Consider the following 20,049-nt stretch of genomic DNA (forward strand, 5'->3'; position numbering starts at 1 on the left):
AAAAAGAGGAGCTCTTTTTGGCCGAGGCCGGCGAGCAGACTGGAATGCGCATGGGAAAAAATGGAACCGTGAGGGGTGCCCTTCTGCGCGGCGCAATTCGGAAAAATGCTCTAGTGACCGTCGCCGTCGCTGGCTTCCTGCTTGCCCTCGGCGTAGTTGGCGTCGGCCTGAAGGTTGTGGACTTCCGCCTTGGCGCGGTCTTCCATCGCCTCAGCCTTGTGCTCCACGTGGGTGCGGCCCGTCGTGAGATCGCTGACGGCCTCGTGTCCGGCGGCTCCCAGGCGGTCCGCGCCCTCCTTCAGCTTGGCCCCGGCGGCGTCCACCATATTGCCCAGCGTGCTCTTGTCTTCACCCATTTGTGCGGACCTCCTGCAATCTGAATTCCCAGAAGTGGGTGAGGAAATCATCTCCCCATCCTCCTCGAAACAGGTGAAGGCGGGCTTGATGTGTTCTACGAATTTTTGGCCTCTAGGGCAATTTGAACTGCGTCCATACCGTTCGGGTAACAGACACACTATTTCGCCCTGCTTGGCGGTGGGGGTAAAGTTGGACCGTCATGACGCAGAACTCCCATATCCAGGTCCCCACCCAGGGCGAAAAGATCACCATGCAGGGCGATAAGCTCACGGTGCCCAACCACCCCATCATCCCCTTCGTGGAGGGTGACGGCACCGGCCCCGACATCTGGCGCGCCTCCGTGCGCGTGCTGGACGCAGCCGTGGAGCAGGCCTACGGCGGTGAGCGCAAGATCGAGTGGCTCGAAGTCTACGCGGGCGAGAAGAGCGTGCAGGTTTACGGCGAGGGCGAGTGGCTGCCCCAGGAGACGCTGGACGCCTTCAACGAGTACCTCTTCGGCATCAAAGGACCCCTCACCACGCCCGTCGGCGGCGGCATCCGCTCCATCAACGTGGCGCTGCGCCAGGAGCTGGACCTCTACGCCTGCGTGCGCCCCGTCCAGTACTTCGAGGGCGTGCCCAGCCCCGTCAAGCGTCCTGGTGACGTGAACATGGTGATCTTCCGCGAGAACACCGAGGACATCTACGCGGGCATCGAGTACAAGGCGGGCACCCCCGAAGCCGATAAGGTGCGCGAGTTCCTGACCGGCGAGATGGGCGTGACCAAGATCCGTTTTCCCGGGAGCAGCTCTTTCGGCGTGAAGCCGGTGTCCAAGGAAGGCACCGAGCGCCTCGTGCGCGCCGCGATCCAGTTCGCCATCGACAACGGGCGCAAGAGCGTCAGCCTGGTCCACAAGGGCAACATCATGAAGTTCACCGAAGGTGGATTCCGCGACTGGGGCTATGCGCTCGCCAAGCGCGAATTTGGCGGCGTGGAACTTGACGGCGGCCCCTGGCTGCAACTGCCTGGCGGCATCGTGATCAAGGACGTGATTGCGGACAACTTCCTCCAGCAGATCCTGCTGCGGCCCACCGAGTACGACGTGATCGCCACCCTGAACCTCAACGGCGACTACATCAGCGACGCCCTCGCCGCGCAGGTGGGCGGCATCGGCATCGCTCCCGGCGCGAACATCAACTACGTGACCGGCCACGCCATCTTCGAGGCCACCCACGGCACTGCGCCCAAGTACGCGGGCAAGGACGTCATCAACCCCTCGTCGGTGATCCTCTCCGGCGAGATGATGCTGCGCTACATGGGCTGGACTGAGGCCGCGGACCTGATCCTCAAGGGCCTGGACCAGACCATCGCGCAGAAGACCGTGACCTACGACTTCGCGCGCGGCATGGAAGGCGCGACGGAAGTGAAGACGAGCGAGTTCGCCGACCGAATCATCGCCAACATCAAGGGCGCGTAAGCCGCAGAGGCAGAGCGCCGAGCGCGGAGGTTTGGCCCTCTGCGCCCGGCGCTCCGCCTTGTGTCCCAAAGTTGTCTTGCCCCGCGCCCCCTGCCTCAAAAGCCCGCCGTGTAGTCTGACCTGCGATGAGGTACATCAGCACACGTGGGGGGACTGCGCCCGCCGGATTTATCGACGCGGTTCTGATGGGCCTGGCCGACGACGGGGGCCTGCTCGTACCCGACGCTATGCCCCAGCTCTCGCCGGAGACGCTGGAGGCGTGGCGCACACTCTCGTATACAGACCTTGCGGTGGAGGTCTTGAGCCTCTTTACCGGGGATGACCTCACGCGGGAGGAGTTGCAGGGCCTCGTTCGGGGTTCCTACGCCACCTTCCGCCACCCGGAAGTCACGCCCGTGCAAAAGATCGGGGACAACCTGCACGTCCTCGAACTGTTCCACGGTCCGACGTTCGCGTTCAAGGACGTGGCGCTGCAGTTCCTGGGCAACCTCTACGCGCACATCGCCGCGAAGACGGGTTCGATCATCCATATCCTGGGGGCCACCTCCGGCGATACGGGCGCCTCCGCCATCGAGGGCGTACGGGGCAAGGAGGGCATCCACATCTGCATCCTGTACCCGCACGGCAAGGTGAGCCGGGTGCAGGAACTCCAGATGACCACCATCCAGGGCGAGAACGTGTTGAATCTGGCGATTCGGGGTACCTTCGACGACGCTCAGCGCATCATCAAGGAGATCTTTGCGGACGCCGCGTTCAAGCGCGAGTACCACCTGCGCGCCATCAATTCCATCAACATCGCGCGCATCCTCGCGCAGGTGGTGTATTACTTCTACGCCTACTTCCGGGTGTCGGGAGAAGCGGATGGGCGGCGGGTGAATTTCAGCGTCCCCACCGGCAACTTCGGGGACATCTTTGCAGGCTACCTCGCCAAACAGATGGGGCTGCCCATTCACCGCCTGATTCTGGCGACGAACGAGAACGACATCCTGACGCGCTTTGTCAATACCGGGCTGTACCGGCCTGCCGCCTTCCGCAGCACCCACAGCCCCTCTATGGACATTCAGGTGGCGAGCAACTTTGAGCGTTACCTGTATTACCTCCACGGCGAAAAGCCGGAGATGGTGCGTGAACTGATGGCTGGATTTGGCGCGCAGGGCGAGGTGCGTGCGTCCGGCGAAGTGCTGGCCCAGGTTCAGGCCGACTTCTCCGCCTACAGCATCGAGAACGAGGCGTGCCTGAACACCATTCACGGGCACTACCACGGCAGGGCCTACCTGCTCGACCCCCATACGGCCTGCGGTGTGGCGGCGGCAGAACTCGGCGCGGTAGAGGGCGAAGTGACCGTCGCGCTCGCCACCGCACACCCAGCCAAGTTCGACGAATCCATTCGCCTGCGCGAGATCACGCAGACGTTCCCGGAATCCATTCAGGCCCTGTTCGAGTTGCCCCAGCGGCAGACGGTCGTGGAGGCCACAGCGGAGGCGGTGCGGCAGAAGCTGGTGCCTTTTTTCGGTGGGGAAGCCGGGGGTACGGAAGCGCAGGGGAAGGCAATCACCTCAGCGTAGACGCAAGGGGGAACGTTCTGCTGCCCCTCTTCCCTGGAGGGAGGGCGCGCGTGACCAGCGGCGCCACGCCACAAAGCCAAATGACAGGAGTTGCGCCGGCCTGAGAAGGAGCCTGCCGCTGCCCTTTACCCGAACAGCGGCCCCAGGTCCGTCATCACTCCCGTCGGCACCGCTTCCCGGAACTCGTATCCGCCGAAGACTTCCAGAAAGGTCGGACGCGAAAGCCGCCGCGTCTGCCCGCTCGGTCCGGTGGCCTGTACGTTCTCGCCACGCACCGTGAGGCGGTAGATGCCCACTTCGTACAGCCGCGTCTTCTTGCCCCGGCCCTGGCAGGTGCAGGCGGTGACGGCGAACTCTCGCCCACCCCGGGCAGTCAGGTAAGCGAGGAGGTCGTCGGGGGTCACGGGGACGGAGAATAGGGGGTACGGACGCGCCCGTCAAACCGTCTGACGCCCAGGACGTTCTTTGCGGTCAGGCGGTTCGGCGGCGGGACGGCTGGATCGCGGCGCAACGCCCTCAGCGCACCACCGTTCCCGCCCCTCCCAACGCCGCGCTGATGGGTGCTCCGGCGCGGGCATCTCCGAAAATCACGCGCCGCACGCCCCCTGCCACCGCTTCCGCCGCGCCCAGCACCTTCTTTTTCATGCGGTCCTGGGCAAATTCCAGGTAGCTTTCCACGTCGTCCGCCGGAATCTCGGGAATCAGGCTGCTCTCGTCGGGGTAGGCGCGCAGCAGGCCAGGCACGTTGGAGAGGAGCAGAAGGGCGTCGGCCCTCAGGGCCACCGCGAGGGCCGCCGCCGCCCGGTCACCGTCCACGTTGATCGCCACACCCTCATAACTGGCGGCGGGTGGAGTCAGCACCGGGAGGTAACCTGCCCCCAGCAGCAGCCGCACCAGGTCCACGTTCACCCGCTCCACCGTGCCAGTGTGGTCTCCGCGCAGCACCTTCACCTTGCCGTTCTCCACGGCGCGCACGCTGTCCTTGTGGCGGCCCTCGAAGATGCGGCCGTCCAGGCCTGACAGGCCCACGGCGTTTACGCCCAGGCGTTGCAGGCGCTCCACCAGGCCCTTGTTCATCTTGCCGCAGTACACCATCTCGAAGATTTCCAGCGTCTGGCGGTCTGTGAAGCGCGAGGTGTATCCGCTGGGACTCGTCACGAATTTCGGTGGATGCCCCAGGGCCTCGGCCACGCGGTTCGTCTCGCCGCTGCCGCCGTGGACCAGAATGACAGGCTGCCCCGCCTTCCAGAGGGCCGCCAGATCCGCACATACCGCGTCATAGTCAATTCCAGCACTCCCGCCAACCTTCACCACAATCATGGAGAGAAGGTAGCACATGGAAAGCCAAAGGAGCACTTTTTTTTCAATTGCCAGGAGCCAAGCCTGACCTGCTTGTCTTGATGCCGATGAGGAGCAGCGCTCCGGCGAGGCCGGCAGCGAAAATGGCCCCAATGCGGAAGGCCGGGCTGACGTCCGTGCCCTGAACGAAAGGCTGGGCCAGCAGCGGAGACAGAAACTGGCCCAGGAAGATGCTGGCCGAGAGCCCGCTGAGCACGCGTCCGCGGGCGTGCGCCGGAGCGAGGGCGGCCAGGAAGGTGTTCAGATTGGGCGTGACCATCCCCGCACCCGCCCCACCGATCATGAGCCCTGGCGCCACCCACCCGGCTCCAGGCGCCAGACTCACGATGGCCCAGCCTGTGCCCAGGGCAAGCAGGCTGAAGCCTGCCGTTACCGCGGGGCGCTTTGTTCCCCCTCGCCGCGCGAACCACAGCGCCGCAAGTGCGCCCGACAGGGTACTGATACCCATCACAAAGCCGACGCTTGCGGGAGGCACGCCCAGGCCCTCCAGGCGGTAGGGCAACTGGGTGGGCATCAGGTAGAAGACCACCATGTACGCCAGGGCCACCGCGTAGGCGGGTCCGACGAGTCGCCACGGAATGCCCGCCGCTTCCGCCACTCCCCCCGGAGCGGTCACTTCGCCCCGGGGGAGCCGCAGGGCCAGGGGCACGATGAGGAGGGCCGAGAGATACACCGCGAAGGGCGCGCGCCATCCCACGCCCGCCAGCAGGCCACCCAGCGGCAGAAACAGCACGCCGCCCAGGCTGGTAAATGCGCTCTGAAAGCCCAGAAAGCGCGCCCGCGCCTCACCCACGAACAGGTCTGCCGCCAGGGCCGAACCTGCTGTCATCGTCGCGCCTACCGCCAGGCCCAGCAGGACGCGCCCGAGCATCAGGGCCGGGAGATCGGGAGCATACAGGCCGCTCGAACCGGCGAGCGCGTACAAAACCAGCGCAGCCACCAGAACACGTTTGCGTCCGATGCGGTCGGTGAGCCAGCCGCTCAGCGGCGCGCTGAGCGCGATGGCGAGGCCCACCACGGTCACGGTCAGGCGCACGAGCACAGCGGCGTTGGGAAGCGCTGCGAAATGCTGCTGCATGGCCGGCAGCGACGGCGCGATGGTGGCTCCACTCATGATGGTGAGGGCCGCCGTCAGGAGCAGGGTCACGCGGGTCAGGAGGGGGACCGCAGTGGGGGAAGGAGGGGAGGAGGAGGCCATCATGTTCCGAGCCTGCGCCTTCCGGAGCCAGGCAGTAAAGCCCTGTTTCCGACGCGGGAACAAAGAAAAAGGGGCGAGGAGTTCGTTCCTCGCCCCCGTACGGAGAAGTGGGATCAGTTGCGCTTGCGGCGGCGCAGACGGTCCATGGCGGCCGAGAGGCTCAGGCGCATGCGCTCCAGGGCCTGCGCCAGGTCACCGATCTCGTCGTTGCGTCCGAGCTGCACGGGCTTGCTCAGGTCGCCCATCGAGATGGCGTCGGCCACCTTAACGAGCTGTTCGATGGGCTGCACCACGCGGCGGGCGGCGCGGACCGCGAGGATGGTGGCGAGGGCCAGGGCCAGCAGCGAGACGCCCAGCACCAGCAGCAGCGTGTTGCGCAGGTTGGCGGCGGCCTGGGTGTTGGGAACGCCCACCGAGATGCGGTAGAGCATGTCTGCGTTTTCCTGGGTGGCGGGAGCCACCGAGCGCTGTCCGTTGCCCGCGTCGGTCACGCCCAGGCGGCGAACGATGTAGGCGGTGTTTTCCGAGCGCTGGTTGTCGGCCTTGTCGGCCAGCTCACGCAGTTCCTTGGCCTGGGGCGAGTCGCCGGCGCCCACGGCTTCGAGCTGCGCGAGCTGCTCCTTGTAGGCCTCGGCAGCGCTGCCGCGGTTGACGAAGGTGCCCGTCTCGGGGTTTTTCTGGAGGAAGGTGGCGACGCGCCCCTGCAGCGTGCCGTCAAGCTGCGGGTTGCGGCTGCGGAAGTACGTGGTGCCGTCCGGCAGCTCCACGCGCACAAAGCCCACCTGCGAGCGGCTAAGCAGGGTGTCAAGCTGCTGGTTTACCGTCTCCTGGTCGCGCGTGTCCAGGCTGGTTCCCACGGCCACGGCCACGGCTTCAGCGTTTTGCAGCACCAGTTGCTGCTGCAAGCGGGGCAGAATCACGGACAGCAGGCCCAGCGTCATCACGGTCGACAGGGCCAGCGGCAGCAGCGCGCCCACGGTCATCTGCCGCGCCAGGCTGCCACGCCGCTTGGGCAGCACGCGGCTCTCGTCGGGCACGGCGGTCAGGAACGCCTCGGAGTTGGTGACCGTCTCTTCCTGCGTCTTGGTGTCGGTGATGGTCAGCGCGCCGGTAAAGTCGGCCCAGCTGTCGGCGCTTGACACCTCGGCCGCACTCGGAATGGCGGTCACGGCCGCGGCAGTGTCACCCACCAGGCCGCCGGTTCCCCCAAATCCGGAATCAGCACCCAGGCCCCCGCCCATACGGACGCCGCCCGGTTCGGCCCCGATCACCAGCGGCGCGGCGAAAGGATCGGCCCAGGCATCCTGGGGCGGCAGCGTCAGCACGCCTGTGTCGGCGGCGCGCGCCGAGGCCGCCACGTCGAGGCCGGCGGGCGCCGCGTCAAAGCCCCGGAAGTCGCCCATCGGAGCCGAAGCGGGCGAGGCGAGCGCCACGTCGTCCGCGGGATCGGCCACTGACGGGATAACACCGCCCACGGGAGGCACGATCTGAAACGGCTCAGAGACGATGTCCGTCTCTTCGCGGACTTCTTCGAGCGCCACCTGCGCGCCCACGTCCTGGTACACGCGCAGCAGGAGGTCGGCGCGGGCGCGGCCAGTGGGCTTCATCAGGCGGCCCGAGCGGCGGCTGGCGAGGCGCTGCGCCTGCTCGGCCGATAGGCCGAAACGCTCCACGAGCTGCTGTTCCAACGTGGGACGCACCTCGTCCGGGACGGGTTGACGGATTACGACGGTGTACTTCATGCGTGGCCTTTCCGGGCGACCGCAGCGCAGCCGCAGCGGCGCGTGAGGGGAAGAGAGGGAAGGAGAAGCGCGGGAGCAGGGCTCATGCCAGGCCCTTGGCGCGCAACTGGCGCACGAACGCCTGAACCTGGGGTTCGGTGAGCTGGGCGGCCAGGTTGGACAGCAGCGCTCCCAGGGTGGTGCGGTTGCCCAGGTCGTCCAGGGCGTCGTCCACCATGAATTCGCCCATCGGGCCCAGCACTGTGGTCAGACACTGCGAGACTGTCTCGGCCTGCGCCTTGGACACGTGCTGGCTGCGCAGGGCGGCGCGGTTGGCCCAGGTGGCCACCTGCGACAGCACCGGGGCGACGTCCTGCACCCCGATGCCAGCCATCTGCGCGATCTCTTCCACCGTGCGCCGCCCGTTGACGTGGTGCATTACGCGCCACAGGGCGTAAGGCAGCGGAGAGTCATCCTTGAGTCCGGTGGGCCAGGTGGGCCGGGGGCCATTCATTCCGGGAGCCGTCATGCAACCTCCAGTCCGGCCGCGGTCCATTCCGGCCGCGTCCGCAGTTCAGCCACCGGCAGGTCTGCGAGGCGCAGGCCCAGCCGGGCAAGGGTAGCTTGATACGCGCTCAACAGCGCCGCACTCATCTCGTCGGGCGCGAGTTCGGCTTCCACGTGCAGTTGCCCGCCCTCCACAAACACCTCGTGCGCAAACGGGTCCAGGCAGGGATGGTGCTCGGCCAGCCGCACGCTCACGAGCCGCCAGGTTTCGTCCAGCGGTGTCACGCGGTGGGTGGCCGCGATCAGGTCCGTCCAGAAGGGCAGCATGGAAGCGGGTTCAGGCGCCGAAGTGGCGGCCGGGGGCGCGGCCGGAGCGGAGGCCCCGAGTTCGGTCAGCAGCGGCAGCGCCAAGCAGGTCGCGCCCTCTGCGGGACGCTCGCCGCCAACCACCTGCCCCCCAGCCCAGAAGCTGACGGTCTCTCCGCACAGCAAGACGCCAGAAAAGCGGTGGTGCGCCAACGCGGCCTCGTGGGTGGGCCAAACCCCGTCGAGTGCCTGCAGCGGCACGGCGCGGCTGGCCCAGATGAGTTCGGCCACCACTGGATCGAGGGCCGTCAGCGTGACGGCGGCGCGGGGCAGGCCCACCATCGCGGCGGGCCAGCTCACCTCGCTGCTGGCCGTGAAGCCGCCTTGAAGCGCTCCCCGCACCCACACGAAGCGCGCCCACTGCTCGCCCTGCTGCATATCGAAGACGGCGCTCAGGCCCTGCGCCTGCCGCATGGCCAGGTCCAGGGTGACCTCGGCCCACGGGTAGTAGTCGGTGTGCAGCCCGGTGTAGGCGGCCTGTTGGGGGGGAACGGCAAGGCGGGGATAGGGCATGGCAGTGGGGTCCAGAAGGAGGGCAGAGAAGCGGGGGGTGGCTGAGCGTGGTCCGTACCCGGAGCCTCACGCCAGCGCGAACGTGGACTCCTGCATGTAACAGCTTGGCCTCTTACCGGGTGCTTACAGAAATGGGGGTGGGTAGTCAAACCCTTGCCTTTGCCCCTAGAATGATCGATCCCTATTTCTTCAGCGTGCAGATCAGCCTTCGGCAGCCCAGCCAACAAGAGGGCCGGGCCACATGGGCGAGGAACAGGCGTGGCAGGACGATTTTCCTCCTGCTGCACGCCTGCGCCGCCCTGCCGAGGGGTGCGGGTCATCACGACGCGTGCAAACCCAGAGGCCCACATTTTAGCTCAGCATTTCCTCACCGTACAAATAAATGCGCGCATGGCCCGCACCGGTCATGGGGACCGGGCGGGCCAGGGGGAAGAGGCGCGACGTTAGCCGAGGTCGGCAAGCAGTTCCGAGACGCGGGCCTTCAGGTCCCCGCGCTCCTGAGGCGCGCCAAGCTGGTGCAGTCCGCCGTGGTAGGCGTCAGGGTCACCGAACAGGCGTGAGAGCAGTTCGAACTCGCGCTGGCTGCGAAGTGAGGCGTCGTCGCGGAAAAGGGTAACGTACTGGTCCTGAAAGGCCCACTCGCTGAGCTGGCCGTCGAGGTACGCCCGCATCAGTCGGCGGTAGGGCTCCACGTTGTCGCCCTGGGCCACGCTGGCCTGGCCCTCACGCTGCGGGACCTGCGCAGAGAATACGGGCGCGAGCGCCTGCGGCGTGATATCCCAGTTGTTTACCTCGAACTGGGGCTGCCCGTCCCGGAACAGGATGAACTGCGGGCTGTGGTGCTGGATGCCGGTCGTCTCGGCCACGTGGTTGCTCGCGGGCCGCCAGTCGACCACACGGATATAACCGACGGGCAGCTCGTGGCCCTGCAGGAAGGTTTCCAGCACCCCGAAGCCCTGCATGGTCTTGTGGCAGGTCCCCGCCTTGAACACGGCGGCGAGCGGGTACTCCTTTAGGAAGGCGTCCACCTCTTCGGGCGTGGTAAGGGGAACGAGCACCTGCTGCTCCTCGGCGGCCTGCGCGGCGGAGGTCTGGGAAGTGGAGGCATTCTGCGTCATACCCTCAGCATACCCCCCACTTTACAAAACGAAGTGAGGCGGCACACATGGGTCAGTTCTCCTGGCGTGTGCCGGAAGCCGCCAAGTTCGTTCATTTCGTGCCGATCAGCGCCGTTGTGCCGCCCGGGAACTCGCCCGCATCAAGGCGGGCGAGTTGCTGTGGCGGGTGACAGCGGTTCACGGCGACGTGGGTGAGAAAGTGGCTCGGGGAGACGCGGCCTATACGCTGATGGGCGGTGAACGGTCGCCGTTTGTGCCTGCCCGGGAATGGTTCTGTCCGAACGGGCGTCAGTCCAGGGCCCACACCAGCGCTTTCAGGTGCGCCGCGCCGGGGTAGTCCTCGCCCGCGCCGAGACGTTGGGTCACTGCGCCGCGCCGTCCTGCCTGATCCAGCCCCGTTCCCCCCATGCCCTCGAAGCTCCGTGGAGAGACGCCCGCATGATTGGTCACGGCGAGGAGCTGACCTCCCGGCTCGACCACCCTGGCTGCCAGCGCCACCAGCCCGGCGTAATCTCGCTCGGCCCGCCACATACCCGACTTGCCGCGTGCAAAAGAGGGTGGGTCCAGAATCACCAGGTCAAATGTGTCGCCCCGCCGCGTCAGTCGCCGCAGCCACTCGAACACGTCGCCATATAGAAAGTCGGTGTTTGGAGCGGCGAGGCCACTCAGGGCGTAGTTCTGCTGTCCCCACGCCAGCACCTTGCGCGAGAGGTCTACGTTCTTGACCCCCTCGGCCCCGCCCAGCGACGCATTGAGGCCAAAGCCGCAGGTGTAGGCAAAGGTATTCAGGACCCGTCCGCCCACGGGAGCGTGTTCGCGAACCCAGGCCCGCAGGGGACGGGCATCGGGAAAAAGGCCAATGCTCAGGTCCGCGCCAGGCCGCAGCAAGAAGGGCACGCCGCCCTCCAGCGCCGTCACCTCGGGCCGGGCCTCTCCCCACACTGGGTCCGGCGGCGAGAGCCACTCGCGCGCCACATTGGCCGCGTGCCTGGCTTCCACCGGGCGGCGCTTGAGGTACGCGCCCGCCACGCCGGGCAGGTGACCCACCGCGTCCACGAGCTGCCCTTCTTCCTCAGCCGTCACGTCCACATACAGGCTCAGCACCGCTGCGTCTCCCACGAGGTCGACCGCAAACTGCCCAGCCGTTTCAGTGGTGTGGGCGACGCGAAAGACAGTGGTGCCCTCGTCAGGCAGGTGGGCGCGGCGGGCGAGAAGGACGGGAAGATCGGGAAGAAGCACAGCCGGAGTGTAGAGTGGCGGACCGCTTAGCGCAGTTGTCCGAATGGCGCCGCGCGTGGAAGGCGCTGCCCTCCCGGCGCTCCATTCTCCCCCACGCGCATTTCGCTCGCCGGGCTCGGTCAAAAAGAAATCCGCACGTTGACGCATGCGCTATACGCCCGCCAACATGAGGGGTTTGGTCCGCAGGCGTGGACCGGGCGTGCGGTTGCCCGGCAGGCCGCCCTTGGCGGACGTATTCCCACAGCATCAGGCTGCCGTGGAGGTGAAGGGGAAAGCGCTTCCCAACCCCCTCATACAGGTTCCGGATGATCCGTTCCATCCTCTCCGCTCTGGCGCTTTCATGCCCTTCGGTCGCCGTTTTTCCTGCTCGTTCCGCTCGGGTTGGCCCATGACTGCATCGCCGGTCAACCGCAATCTTTATCAGGGGTGGCTGCAGGGCCAGGCAGGCGTTCCGGATCCCCGAAGGAGGCGAGTAGGAAGGCAACGTGACGGTGGCGCCCATGCCGGGGGCTGGCGCGCCACCGTCACGTTGCCTTCCCTGTAGTCCTGCGTCACCACTGCGGGTGTGAAGGGGACCGTGAGGGCAGCGCGTGACGCCGCGAGGATGGACGGGGCCCAGGCCACACGCCCGGGCCTTGTGTGACCGGTTTGCTTCTGCGCCGGTCCGAGGAGGGGCGGCGTCCTCCATTTCCCGTAAGAAACGGCGCAAGGCCCGGTGTTCCCCAGCCCCAGGTTGTGACGGCCGGGAAGGGGTGCGTCAGCCGGCGTATCTCCGCGAGGTTGTGCCCCAGGGCCTCGGAAACGGCCTGGAGATCTGCCCTGAGGTCCTCCCGAGCACCTGCGGGTCCGCGGGCTGCAGGCCAGGCGTCCGAGCGGTCAGGACGGAAGGTCAGCCGAAGACGGTTTTGCCCGCGCTGTAACCGTAGGGAGAGGTGACGGGCGAATTGGTGCGCGTGCAGTTGCGCGGCGAAATACTGCCCGTTGGGAAACTGTCGGTCGAAATAGGGCCGCCCCCGCAGCGCGAACTCGCCCGGGTCACTCCTGAGCATCAGGTTCTGCCCAGATCAACCGAAGGGAATGGACCGGGCTTCATGGCGCCCGGTCCATTCCGCCCAGGTCCGGACCCCGCTGCACCTGGGCCGCGCGGGTTTGCCCCCGGTGTGGTCCGAAGTCCAGCGTGTCCGTGACCCACCCCAAGCGGTGGGCAGAACGCGCATATGGGCCGTGTCACTTGGGCTTGAGAGCCTTCACGGCCTGCCGCCCAGCAGCCACCACACCGCCGCGGTGGCCACCGCCGTCACCACCCAGAAGCGCAGGGTGACGTGGGTTTCGGGCCAGCCGCTCAGCTCGAAGTGGTGCTGGATGGGGCTCATACGAAAGACCCGCTTGCCCCGCGTCTTGAACGACACCACCTGAATGACCACGCTCAGCACGGCCACGACGGGGATGATGGCGGCCAGCGGCAGCAGCCACACGTCGGCGTACAGCACGTAAGCCCCCGCTGCGGTGGCCCCGATGGCGTGGCTGCCCATGTCACCCATAAAGACCCGGGCGGGGTGGGCGTTGAACCACAGAAAGCCCAGCAGCGCGGCCACCAGCAGCGCGGAGACGGGCGATACGGCCAGCAGCGGCAGCAGCACGATCATGGCGACGCCCGCCAGCAGGCCGTCCAGCCCATCGGTGAAGTTAAATGCATTCACCGCCCCCACCATCACCAGCGTCAAGAGGATGATGTCGGGAATTTGACCAAGGCTTGGAAAGAGTTCGTGGCTGGCGAGCGGAACAGCGAAATACGCGAAGACCAGCCCCACCAGAAATTGCAGCGGGAACTTCTCGCGGGCCAGAAGCTCTTTCTTTCCCTTGCCGCGCATCCGCGAGACGACCTTGAGGTAGTCGTCGATGCCGCCGATCACGCCCATCGCCAGCGCCGCGAGCATGATGAGGAGCTCGCGCTGCCCACCCCCGTGTCCAGTGAAGTGCAGCGGGAAAAACACGGCGGCGAGCGCCAGCACAAAGGCCACGCCACCCGCTGTCGGGGTGCCTTCCTTTTGCAGGTGGGTCTGCGGGCCGTCTTTGCGGATGGGTTGGCCCCAGCCGCGCGCCTTGCTGAGGCGGATAAACAGGCCCACCAGGAGCCACGACAGCAGGGCACAGATCACGGTCATGCCCGCCCCCCAAAGGACCGGATGGAGGGCAACAGAGTGGCAGTCAGAAGCGGCATCTCAACCGGGGAGCCTACCACGCGGGCCGCAGCGGGGAATCACGACAGGTTCTGAAAGGCACCTGCTCTGGGTTCAGGAGGCCGGTTGGCCTTGGTTGCCCCTCAGGAGAACCATGACCCGGACCGAACAAATGGCCACCAAAGTCGCTGCCACGCCTGCCCTGATGACGCCCGAAGCGCTCCTCGTTCCTCTGGCAGGGGCACCGGAGCCTGACCCGACGGGTTGATCGAAGCGTTTTTCCGGGAAGGCCTCTTCCCCTTTGCCGTGGGCGGAATGCGGCCATTCGGCGAACTCGCCTGGGAACTGTTGGGCCTCGCCGACGACAACGTGAAGGGCTTGCGAACGGGTGACTGGGCCTGGACGCGATGCACAGAAAAACCCGCCCATAGTGGGCAAGCCTGCTCGCTGTCTGGAACGCGCAGACGCCCAAATTGGAGGGCGTGCTCCCCGCCTTCCCCGTGCCCGGGTACCTCACCCGGCGGCAGGTGGCGCGGGGGAAGCTCTCGCCGTTGGAAAGCGTGTTGTACGGCATCGACAACGAGATTCACCACCGGGGTCAGGGCGACGTGTACCTGCGTGCGCTGGGTGTGGAGCCGCCCGCCTTCTACAGCCGCTGGGGGGAGAGGAGCGTGCCCCCTCTTCGTAAATGTCCTTTGGGAAAATCAAAAAACAGTAGTATCTCCCGCTTTTTAGACTGCCGTGACCATGACTTCCCATTCGCTGCGCGATCCTGCCCGGCCTGGCCCTGACCTTCAGCAGGGGGGGCTGCGGCAATTCTGGAAGAACAATGCCCTCTCCACCGTGGTGTTCGGGCTGTTCCTCCTGTTCTGGTGGGGGCAGAGCCTGGTGGGATGGCACAACTACAACGGCGATCAGGTGGACCACGGGCAAAGGGCCGTGGCCTACGCCCATTACCTCACCACCAGCCACTTCTGGGAAGCCACCGCCGAGAACTGGGAGAGCGAGTTTTTCCAGATGGGCTTTTTTGTGATCCTGACCGTGTACCTCAAGCAGCGGGGCTCGGCGGAGTCCAGCAAGTATCCCGACGAGGAAACGCCGGGTGAGGGTTCAGAACAAAAGCCGGGGCAACGTGCCGGGTTCCTGTACCGCAACTCCCTGTCGCTGGCGCTGATCGGTCTGTTTCTGGCCTCGTTCGCCGTCCATGTCTGGAGCGGCGCGCTGGAGTACAACCACGAGCAACTGCTGCACGGAGGCCAGCGCGTCTCGCCCCTGGCCTTTCTGGGAACCTCAGAACTGTGGTTCCAGTCTCTGCAAAACTGGCAGAGCGAATTCCTCGCCATCGGGGCGATGGTGGTCCTGACCATCTCCCTACGTCAGGAAGGCTCCTCCCAGTCGAAGAAGGTGGACGCACCGAACGGGCAGACGGGGGACGAGTAGGAAGCAAAGGGCAGCTGGGAACCCATTGACTCTCCTTCCCGCTCTGCTTGGATAGAACCGCTCCGCAAACGATTCAACCGCAGTCCGTCCGATGAGCATTCCGCTTCATCAATAATGAAATCCCTGCTTGACCCGAGCGGAGCGAGCAGGAAAGACGGTGATGGGGCGGCGTGAAATCCCGGAGGGACGGAGCGGAGAAGCCGAACACTGTATGAGACGGAGCGCAGAGGGCTTTTACGGCTCTCTGCGCTCTGCTTTTGGCCCTCTGCCTCAACGCAGCTGGGCAATTACCGCATCCGTAAACTGCTCCGTGTTCGCTGTGCCGCCCAGGTCACGGGTGCGCGGGCCTTCTGCCAGGACCGTATTCACCGCGTTGTCCAGCTTGCGGGCCACGTCGTTCGCGCCGATGTGGTCCAGCATCAGCACGGCGGCGAGGATGGTGGCGGTGGGGTTGCTGACGCCCTGTCCGGCAATGTCGGGGGCCGAGCCGTGGACGCTCTCGAAGATGCCGAATTCGTCGCCCACGTTGCCGCTCGCCGCGATGCCCAGGCCGCCCACGAGGCCGGCGGCGAGGTCCGACAGAATGTCACCGAACATGTTGGTCATGACCAGCACGTCAAACTGCCCCGGATTGCGAACGAGCTGCATGGCTGCGTTGTCCACGATCATGGTCTCGGTCTTGAGCCCCTCCACCGTGGCGGTGTGTTCCAGAATCGTGTTCATGAAAAGGCCCTGCGTGACGGGCAGCACGTTACTCTTGTGCACCACGGTCAGCTTCTGGCGGCGCTTCATGGCGAGGGCAGCGGCAAAGCGGCCGATGCGGTCCGAGGCGTCCTTGGTGATGACCGTATCGGCGATGGCGGTATCGCCGTAGCGGCGCTCCTGCTCCACGTACAGGCCCTGGGTGTTCTCACGGACGATCACGAGGTCCACGTTCTCGTAGGCCCCAGGCACCGGGCGGGTGCGTGTGGGCCTGACGTTGGCGTAGAGGCCGTACTTGCGCCGCAGGTGGCGAATCGCGCCGAAAAAGCCAGCGGGCTTCTCGCCGCTGGGGCTGGTCGCCGCACCGAAGAGGGTGGCGTGGGCGCTCTCGATGGCCTCGTACGTCTCTCCCGGCACGCTGGTACCGTGCTCCAGGAAGTACTCGTAGCCCGCCTCAGCGGTGACGTATTCGGCGTCCAGGCCAGCGGCCTCCAGAACGCGGCGGGTGGCGGGAACGACCTCGTGGCCGATGCCGTCGCCCTCGATCAAGCAGATGCGGTACTTCGCCATAATGAAGCCAGTCTAGACGCTTCTCGCTTCCCCGCAGGTTCTCAACACGTCACCCGCCACGTGACGCCCCAGCAGCGGCCCCAGAAGGAAGCCCTTGCTGCCCAGCCCCGAGAGCTGCCAGCCCCCCCATTCGGCCCGGCCCACCTGCAGCCCCGAGAGGCGGGTGCCGCTCCAGCGCCCCGCTACCTGGGCTCCGGAAAGGTCCGTCAGCGCGTCCGCTTTGCCCAACAGCCAGCACAGCGAGGAGAGGGGAAGCGCGGGTTCCCGCCACCCCGGCGTGGGGGCCTCGAACGTGGCGCCGAGGACGCTGCCCCGCGCCGCTGGAGCGAGGTACGCGCCGAAACTCACGGCCACCTGCGTCACCGCGCGGTTTAGCGTGAGCAGCGTTCCGGCACGCACGGTCTGCGTCATTCCAGTCCAGCCCGCACCCACCGCCCCGCCGCACCACACCACGGCGTCGCCGTGCAGAACTTCGCCGCCTTCCAGCGTGACCGAGTGGGCGTCCCACTTCGTCGCCCGCGCCCGCACCACCTCGGCCCGTGCCACGTTCAGGAGGCCCACCGTAAACGCCGCGCCGTCCAGCCAGCCGCCCTCCGGCAGCCATAGGGCGTGTGGCCAGCCGGGGCCGAGGGGTGTCGGAAAGTCACCCGGCGCGAGCCACGCGTGGGGCAGGTCCACCGGAAGGTTGCGCTCGAACTTTCCCCGCGTGTGCCCATCGGGCACGGGGCGCAGCACGCCGCTTTGCCCGTGAGGGATGTCTACCCCCGCCTCTCGCAACCTGCCTACGAGGGCCCAGGTCAGGCGCAGGCCCTCCAGCCCCTGCGGGTCCACCCGTCCCGACTGCCCGCGCACGGGATTGATCAGGGCCGAGGGCACGCCGCTCGCCGCGTGTTGCCCGGCGTCTACCACCGTGACCTGGGCCCCGCCCTGCACGGCAAAATACGCGACGGCCGCGCCCGCAACGCCTCCGCCGACGACGACAACGTGGGGTGCGGTCATCCCTCCCGCTCCGCCCGCATGCACTCGCGCTTGCCGGGGGGACCGGGACGGCGCTCCACCCGCAGTCCGGCGGCGGCGAGCGCCCGGCGAACGTGCCCAGCGGCGCTGTAGGTGGCGAGCACTCCCCCAGGTGTGAGGGCTCCTGCCAGCCTCTCCGCAAACTCCGGCGTCCACACGTCCGGGTTATGCGCGGGCGAGAAGCCGTCCAGGTAAACGGCGGTGGCCCAGCCCTGCGGCAGCGTGGCCGTCAGAACGTTTTCGAAGCGGACCGTTAGCGTGACGTTCTCCGCCTCCACGTGCAGGCGAGAGGGCGCGCCCCAACCCTCCAGGAGCGCCGCCCAGACCGGATGGTCCGAAGCCTCACCCCCCTCCGCCACCGCCCGCAGGACCTCGGTTGGAGCGGGATCAAACTCGTAGGCGAGGTAGCGCAGGGGCACCCCCCGCGCCGCCGCATCCGCCAGCGTCGCCCGGAAATTTACGCCCAAGCCAAAACCTACCTCCAGCACACGCGAGGCGTCTTTGAGGTGCGTGTTCGTGCCCTCCACAAACACGTGCCGGGCCTGCGCCGCTGCTCCATGCCGGGAACCGTAGGCCTCGCCGAACCGCGCGCTCATCGCCGTGCGCGAGCCGTCCGGCGTCTCGATGATGTCGCCCGCCGGGCTGCTTCTCTCCACGGGGAAGAGGATAGAGCGCCGGCGGGCGGGTCAATGGGAAGGCTTTAGCGGTTCGTGTCGTCCACCCGGACGGTGGTGTTTCCCGAGATGCCCCCTTGCGTGACGGTGGTGTGAACATTTTCCACGTTCAGCACGTCGCTCGGAACCTCCACCTTCTCCACGTCGAGTTCCTCGCGGCGCAGGGTGATGTTCTCGGTCTGGGTAAACGCCTGAAGCTGCTTGGCGATGGTGATTTCCTGAAAGGGGTAGACCCGCTTCTGGACCTCGGCGCGTTCCTCGTACATTTCGAACTCGTAGGTGCGCCCGACTTCAAGCGGCTCACCGTTCAGGACCACGCTGCCGTTGCCGCCCTCAGTCACCGTAATTTCCACCACCTCGCGGCGCAGGGTGATGGGCACCACTTCCTCGCGCTCGGTGACCACGCGGCGGATCACCACTTGCCCGGCCCGCTCGCGTTCGATCTCGACCTGGGCGCGTTCCTCGTGCAGCACGAGGTGATTGAGGATTTGCCGCCCCTCGCCCCGCTCAACGAGCCGCTCTGCCTGCACAGACTGTGGGGTCAGGCTCTGCAGGCCGGGCGGACGGCTTTCCTGGGTGTGGGTGCTCACGCTCTGTGTACTCGCGGTCTGGGTACCCGCGCCCACGCGGGCTTCTACCCCGGCCTGCGCGAGGGTACGCGCGAGTTCACCGGTGTCCAGCACGGCCTCTCCGGTGTGGGTCTCGGTGCTGCCCGTACGGGTGGTCACGTCGCGCTCCGCGATGGCCTGATCGGTCAGGGTCTGCGCGATCAGCGTTTCCGTGGTGGCTTCGGAAGGGACCCGCTCCACCTGCCCCTCCTCAATCGTGTCGCGCTGCAGCGCGTCCCGCTTTTGCTCGTCCATGGCCTTGCTCCTTTCGGTTCCGTGCCGCTTCGCCTGACCCGGCAAGCGCGACGTTCGCCCTTCTCCCGCTCCCTGCTTTCCGCAAGGAGGTGTGAAGCGTTCCTCAACAACTTGACAAAAAGGCGAGGAAATGTGCCGATCTGGCTGAGTGGTGTCACAGCCTGGCGGCCCTGCTCGGCTGCACTCCGACAACGAAGCGGGCGGGGTTGCCCCCGCCCACACTTCATGCCCGGATCAGCGGCCCGTGCGGTCGGTGTCTGTCAGGTCGTTCGTGGTGGTGCTCGTGCGGGTCGTGGTGCTGCCCGACACGTCGCCACCCTCCAGGTGCACCTCGCCCGTCTTGTTTACGTCCAGCACTTCGCGTCCGATGGTCTCGGTCACGGTCTGCTGCTCGGTCACGGTGCGCTTACCGATCTCGACTTCCTCGGTAACAAAAGCCTGCTTGCTGACGTTGGCGCGCTCGGCTTCCAGGTCCACGCGCACCGTCTCGGTGGCGGCTCCCAGGGTGACGTTGCCCTCCACGGGGCGGGCGTCGGTCACGGCGTGGCGCTCGATGACGACTTCCTCACGCAGCAGGGGGACGTTCACGGTCTCGGTGTGGGTCTCGACGTGCTTGCCGATCTCCACAGCCCCGGCCCGGAAGCGCTCCTTGTTCACCAGCAGGCGTTCTTCGAGCAGCTGGAGGCGTTCGGGGGTGCGGAAGGCGTTCTCACGGTAGGTGGTCTCGTCCACCGCCGTGTTCGCGGCGCGCAGGACGCGCTCGTCGGACGCCAGGCTCTGGTGGTCACTGGTGTAGCTCTGCTCGTAGCGGTACTCGCTGAGGTCGCGCACTTGGTCCTTGGTCAGGCTGTCGAAGTACACGCCGTCTTCGGCCATACGGGCCTGCCCGATGGGAATCATGACTTCCTTCGAAGAGAACCAGCCGCCCACGTCCACGATCAGGTAGCGCACGCGGCCTGAGGAGGAGTCGACCAGGGCGTCACGCACGGTGCCGACCTTCTCGTTGTTGTAGCCGTACACGGTGCTGCCGGTGGGGTTGTACGCGCCCGAGTCGCCGAGGTCAAGCTGGTAGTCGCGGTCGAGATCCGACAGGCGCATCAGGGAATTCTGGGACTGAGTCATAGGAAACCTCCATTACAACGTTCGAAATGTCCAGGTTGTTCCCGGTACGCTTAGCAGTGTGCTGTCCGACTTTGGCTACAGG

Annotated in this window: 19 protein-coding genes; 4 read left to right on the forward strand and 15 right to left on the reverse strand. The window is 66.6% G+C overall.

Annotated features, from left to right (window positions below):
- Positions 1–110: 110 nt before the first annotated feature.
- The gene (locus B9A95_RS18735; RefSeq protein ID WP_084048681.1) at positions 111–356 is read right to left on the reverse strand and encodes a hypothetical protein; all 246 of its coding nucleotides are present in this window, start codon (positions 354–356) and stop codon (positions 111–113) included.
- A gap of 200 nt (positions 357–556) precedes the next feature.
- Here B9A95_RS18735 and icd point away from each other — a divergent pair, with 200 nt between their 5' ends.
- Complete coding sequence (icd, locus tag B9A95_RS18740) at positions 557–1,813, forward strand: NADP-dependent isocitrate dehydrogenase (protein ID WP_084048682.1); 1,257 nt, start codon at positions 557–559, stop codon at positions 1,811–1,813.
- A 125-nt stretch (positions 1,814–1,938) separates the two neighbouring features.
- Positions 1,939–3,378 (forward strand): threonine synthase, encoded by a 1,440-nt coding sequence (thrC, locus tag B9A95_RS18745; protein WP_084048683.1) that lies wholly within the window; start codon positions 1,939–1,941, stop codon positions 3,376–3,378.
- A 125-nt stretch (positions 3,379–3,503) separates the two neighbouring features.
- Here the strand turns inward: thrC and B9A95_RS18750 are convergent, their stop codons facing one another.
- From B9A95_RS18750 to B9A95_RS18790, 9 genes are all read right to left on the reverse strand, one after another.
- Positions 3,504–3,782 (reverse strand): hypothetical protein, encoded by a 279-nt coding sequence (locus B9A95_RS18750; protein WP_084048684.1) that lies wholly within the window; start codon positions 3,780–3,782, stop codon positions 3,504–3,506.
- Positions 3,783–3,894: 112 nt separating this feature from the next.
- Positions 3,895–4,698 carry a [LysW]-aminoadipate kinase gene (locus tag B9A95_RS18755; RefSeq protein WP_084050826.1) on the reverse strand — a complete coding sequence of 268 codons (804 nt, stop codon included), beginning with the start codon at positions 4,696–4,698 and terminating at the stop codon, positions 3,895–3,897.
- Positions 4,699–4,741: 43 nt separating this feature from the next.
- Positions 4,742–5,938, reverse strand: coding sequence for an MFS transporter (locus B9A95_RS18760; protein ID WP_084048685.1), 1,197 nt, complete (start codon positions 5,936–5,938; stop codon positions 4,742–4,744).
- Between the two features lie 110 nt (positions 5,939–6,048).
- Entirely contained in the window at positions 6,049–7,677 is a 1,629-nt protein-coding gene (locus B9A95_RS18765; protein ID WP_084048686.1) for a HAMP domain-containing protein, read from the reverse strand.
- An 82-nt stretch (positions 7,678–7,759) separates the two neighbouring features.
- Positions 7,760–8,185 carry a DUF8082 domain-containing protein gene (locus B9A95_RS18770; RefSeq protein WP_084048687.1) on the reverse strand — a complete coding sequence of 142 codons (426 nt, stop codon included), beginning with the start codon at positions 8,183–8,185 and terminating at the stop codon, positions 7,760–7,762.
- The gene (locus tag B9A95_RS18775) at positions 8,182–9,042 is read right to left on the reverse strand and encodes a hypothetical protein (protein ID WP_084048688.1); all 861 of its coding nucleotides are present in this window, start codon (positions 9,040–9,042) and stop codon (positions 8,182–8,184) included. Before B9A95_RS18775 ends, B9A95_RS18770 begins: the two co-directional genes overlap by 4 nt.
- 443 nt (positions 9,043–9,485) lie before the next feature.
- On the reverse strand, positions 9,486–10,160 hold the full coding sequence (gene abxC / locus B9A95_RS18780; RefSeq protein WP_084048689.1) for a monothiol bacilliredoxin AbxC: 675 nt from the start codon (positions 10,158–10,160) through the stop codon (positions 9,486–9,488).
- Between the two features lie 288 nt (positions 10,161–10,448).
- Positions 10,449–11,399: a class I SAM-dependent rRNA methyltransferase gene (locus tag B9A95_RS18785; RefSeq protein WP_245808377.1), complete on the reverse strand. Its 951-nt coding sequence runs from the start codon at positions 11,397–11,399 to the stop codon at positions 10,449–10,451.
- A gap of 1,247 nt (positions 11,400–12,646) precedes the next feature.
- Positions 12,647–13,564, reverse strand: coding sequence for a phospho-N-acetylmuramoyl-pentapeptide-transferase (locus B9A95_RS18790; RefSeq protein WP_084048691.1), 918 nt, complete (start codon positions 13,562–13,564; stop codon positions 12,647–12,649).
- Between the two features lie 497 nt (positions 13,565–14,061).
- Here B9A95_RS18790 and B9A95_RS35570 point away from each other — a divergent pair, with 497 nt between their 5' ends.
- The gene (locus B9A95_RS35570) at positions 14,062–14,370 is read left to right on the forward strand and encodes a DinB family protein (protein WP_245808378.1); all 309 of its coding nucleotides are present in this window, start codon (positions 14,062–14,064) and stop codon (positions 14,368–14,370) included.
- On the forward strand, positions 14,327–15,019 hold the full coding sequence (locus B9A95_RS18800) for a DUF6766 family protein (protein WP_245808379.1): 693 nt from the start codon (positions 14,327–14,329) through the stop codon (positions 15,017–15,019). Before B9A95_RS35570 ends, B9A95_RS18800 begins: the two co-directional genes overlap by 44 nt.
- A 270-nt stretch (positions 15,020–15,289) precedes the next feature.
- Here B9A95_RS18800 and B9A95_RS18805 read toward each other — a convergent pair whose 3' ends face one another.
- From B9A95_RS18805 to B9A95_RS18825, 5 genes are all read right to left on the reverse strand, one after another.
- Positions 15,290–16,291, reverse strand: a complete 1,002-nt coding sequence (locus tag B9A95_RS18805; protein WP_084048692.1) for an isocitrate/isopropylmalate dehydrogenase family protein — start codon at positions 16,289–16,291, stop codon at positions 15,290–15,292.
- A gap of 12 nt (positions 16,292–16,303) precedes the next feature.
- Positions 16,304–17,290 (reverse strand): FAD-dependent oxidoreductase, encoded by a 987-nt coding sequence (locus tag B9A95_RS18810; protein ID WP_084048693.1) that lies wholly within the window; start codon positions 17,288–17,290, stop codon positions 16,304–16,306.
- Positions 17,287–17,964 (reverse strand): tRNA (5-methylaminomethyl-2-thiouridine)(34)-methyltransferase MnmC2, encoded by a 678-nt coding sequence (gene mnmC2 / locus B9A95_RS18815; protein ID WP_425429960.1) that lies wholly within the window; start codon positions 17,962–17,964, stop codon positions 17,287–17,289. The genes B9A95_RS18810 and mnmC2 overlap by 4 nt, the downstream gene beginning before the upstream one ends.
- 44 nt (positions 17,965–18,008) lie before the next feature.
- Positions 18,009–18,845: a YsnF/AvaK domain-containing protein gene (locus B9A95_RS18820; protein WP_084048694.1), complete on the reverse strand. Its 837-nt coding sequence runs from the start codon at positions 18,843–18,845 to the stop codon at positions 18,009–18,011.
- Positions 18,846–19,079: 234 nt separating this feature from the next.
- Positions 19,080–19,967, reverse strand: a complete 888-nt coding sequence (locus tag B9A95_RS18825) for a PRC and DUF2382 domain-containing protein (protein WP_084048695.1) — start codon at positions 19,965–19,967, stop codon at positions 19,080–19,082.
- Between the last annotated feature and the right edge of the window lie 82 nt (positions 19,968–20,049).

The organism is Deinococcus hopiensis KR-140 (genome assembly GCF_900176165.1).
GTDB classification, from domain to species: domain Bacteria; phylum Deinococcota; class Deinococci; order Deinococcales; family Deinococcaceae; genus Deinococcus; species Deinococcus hopiensis.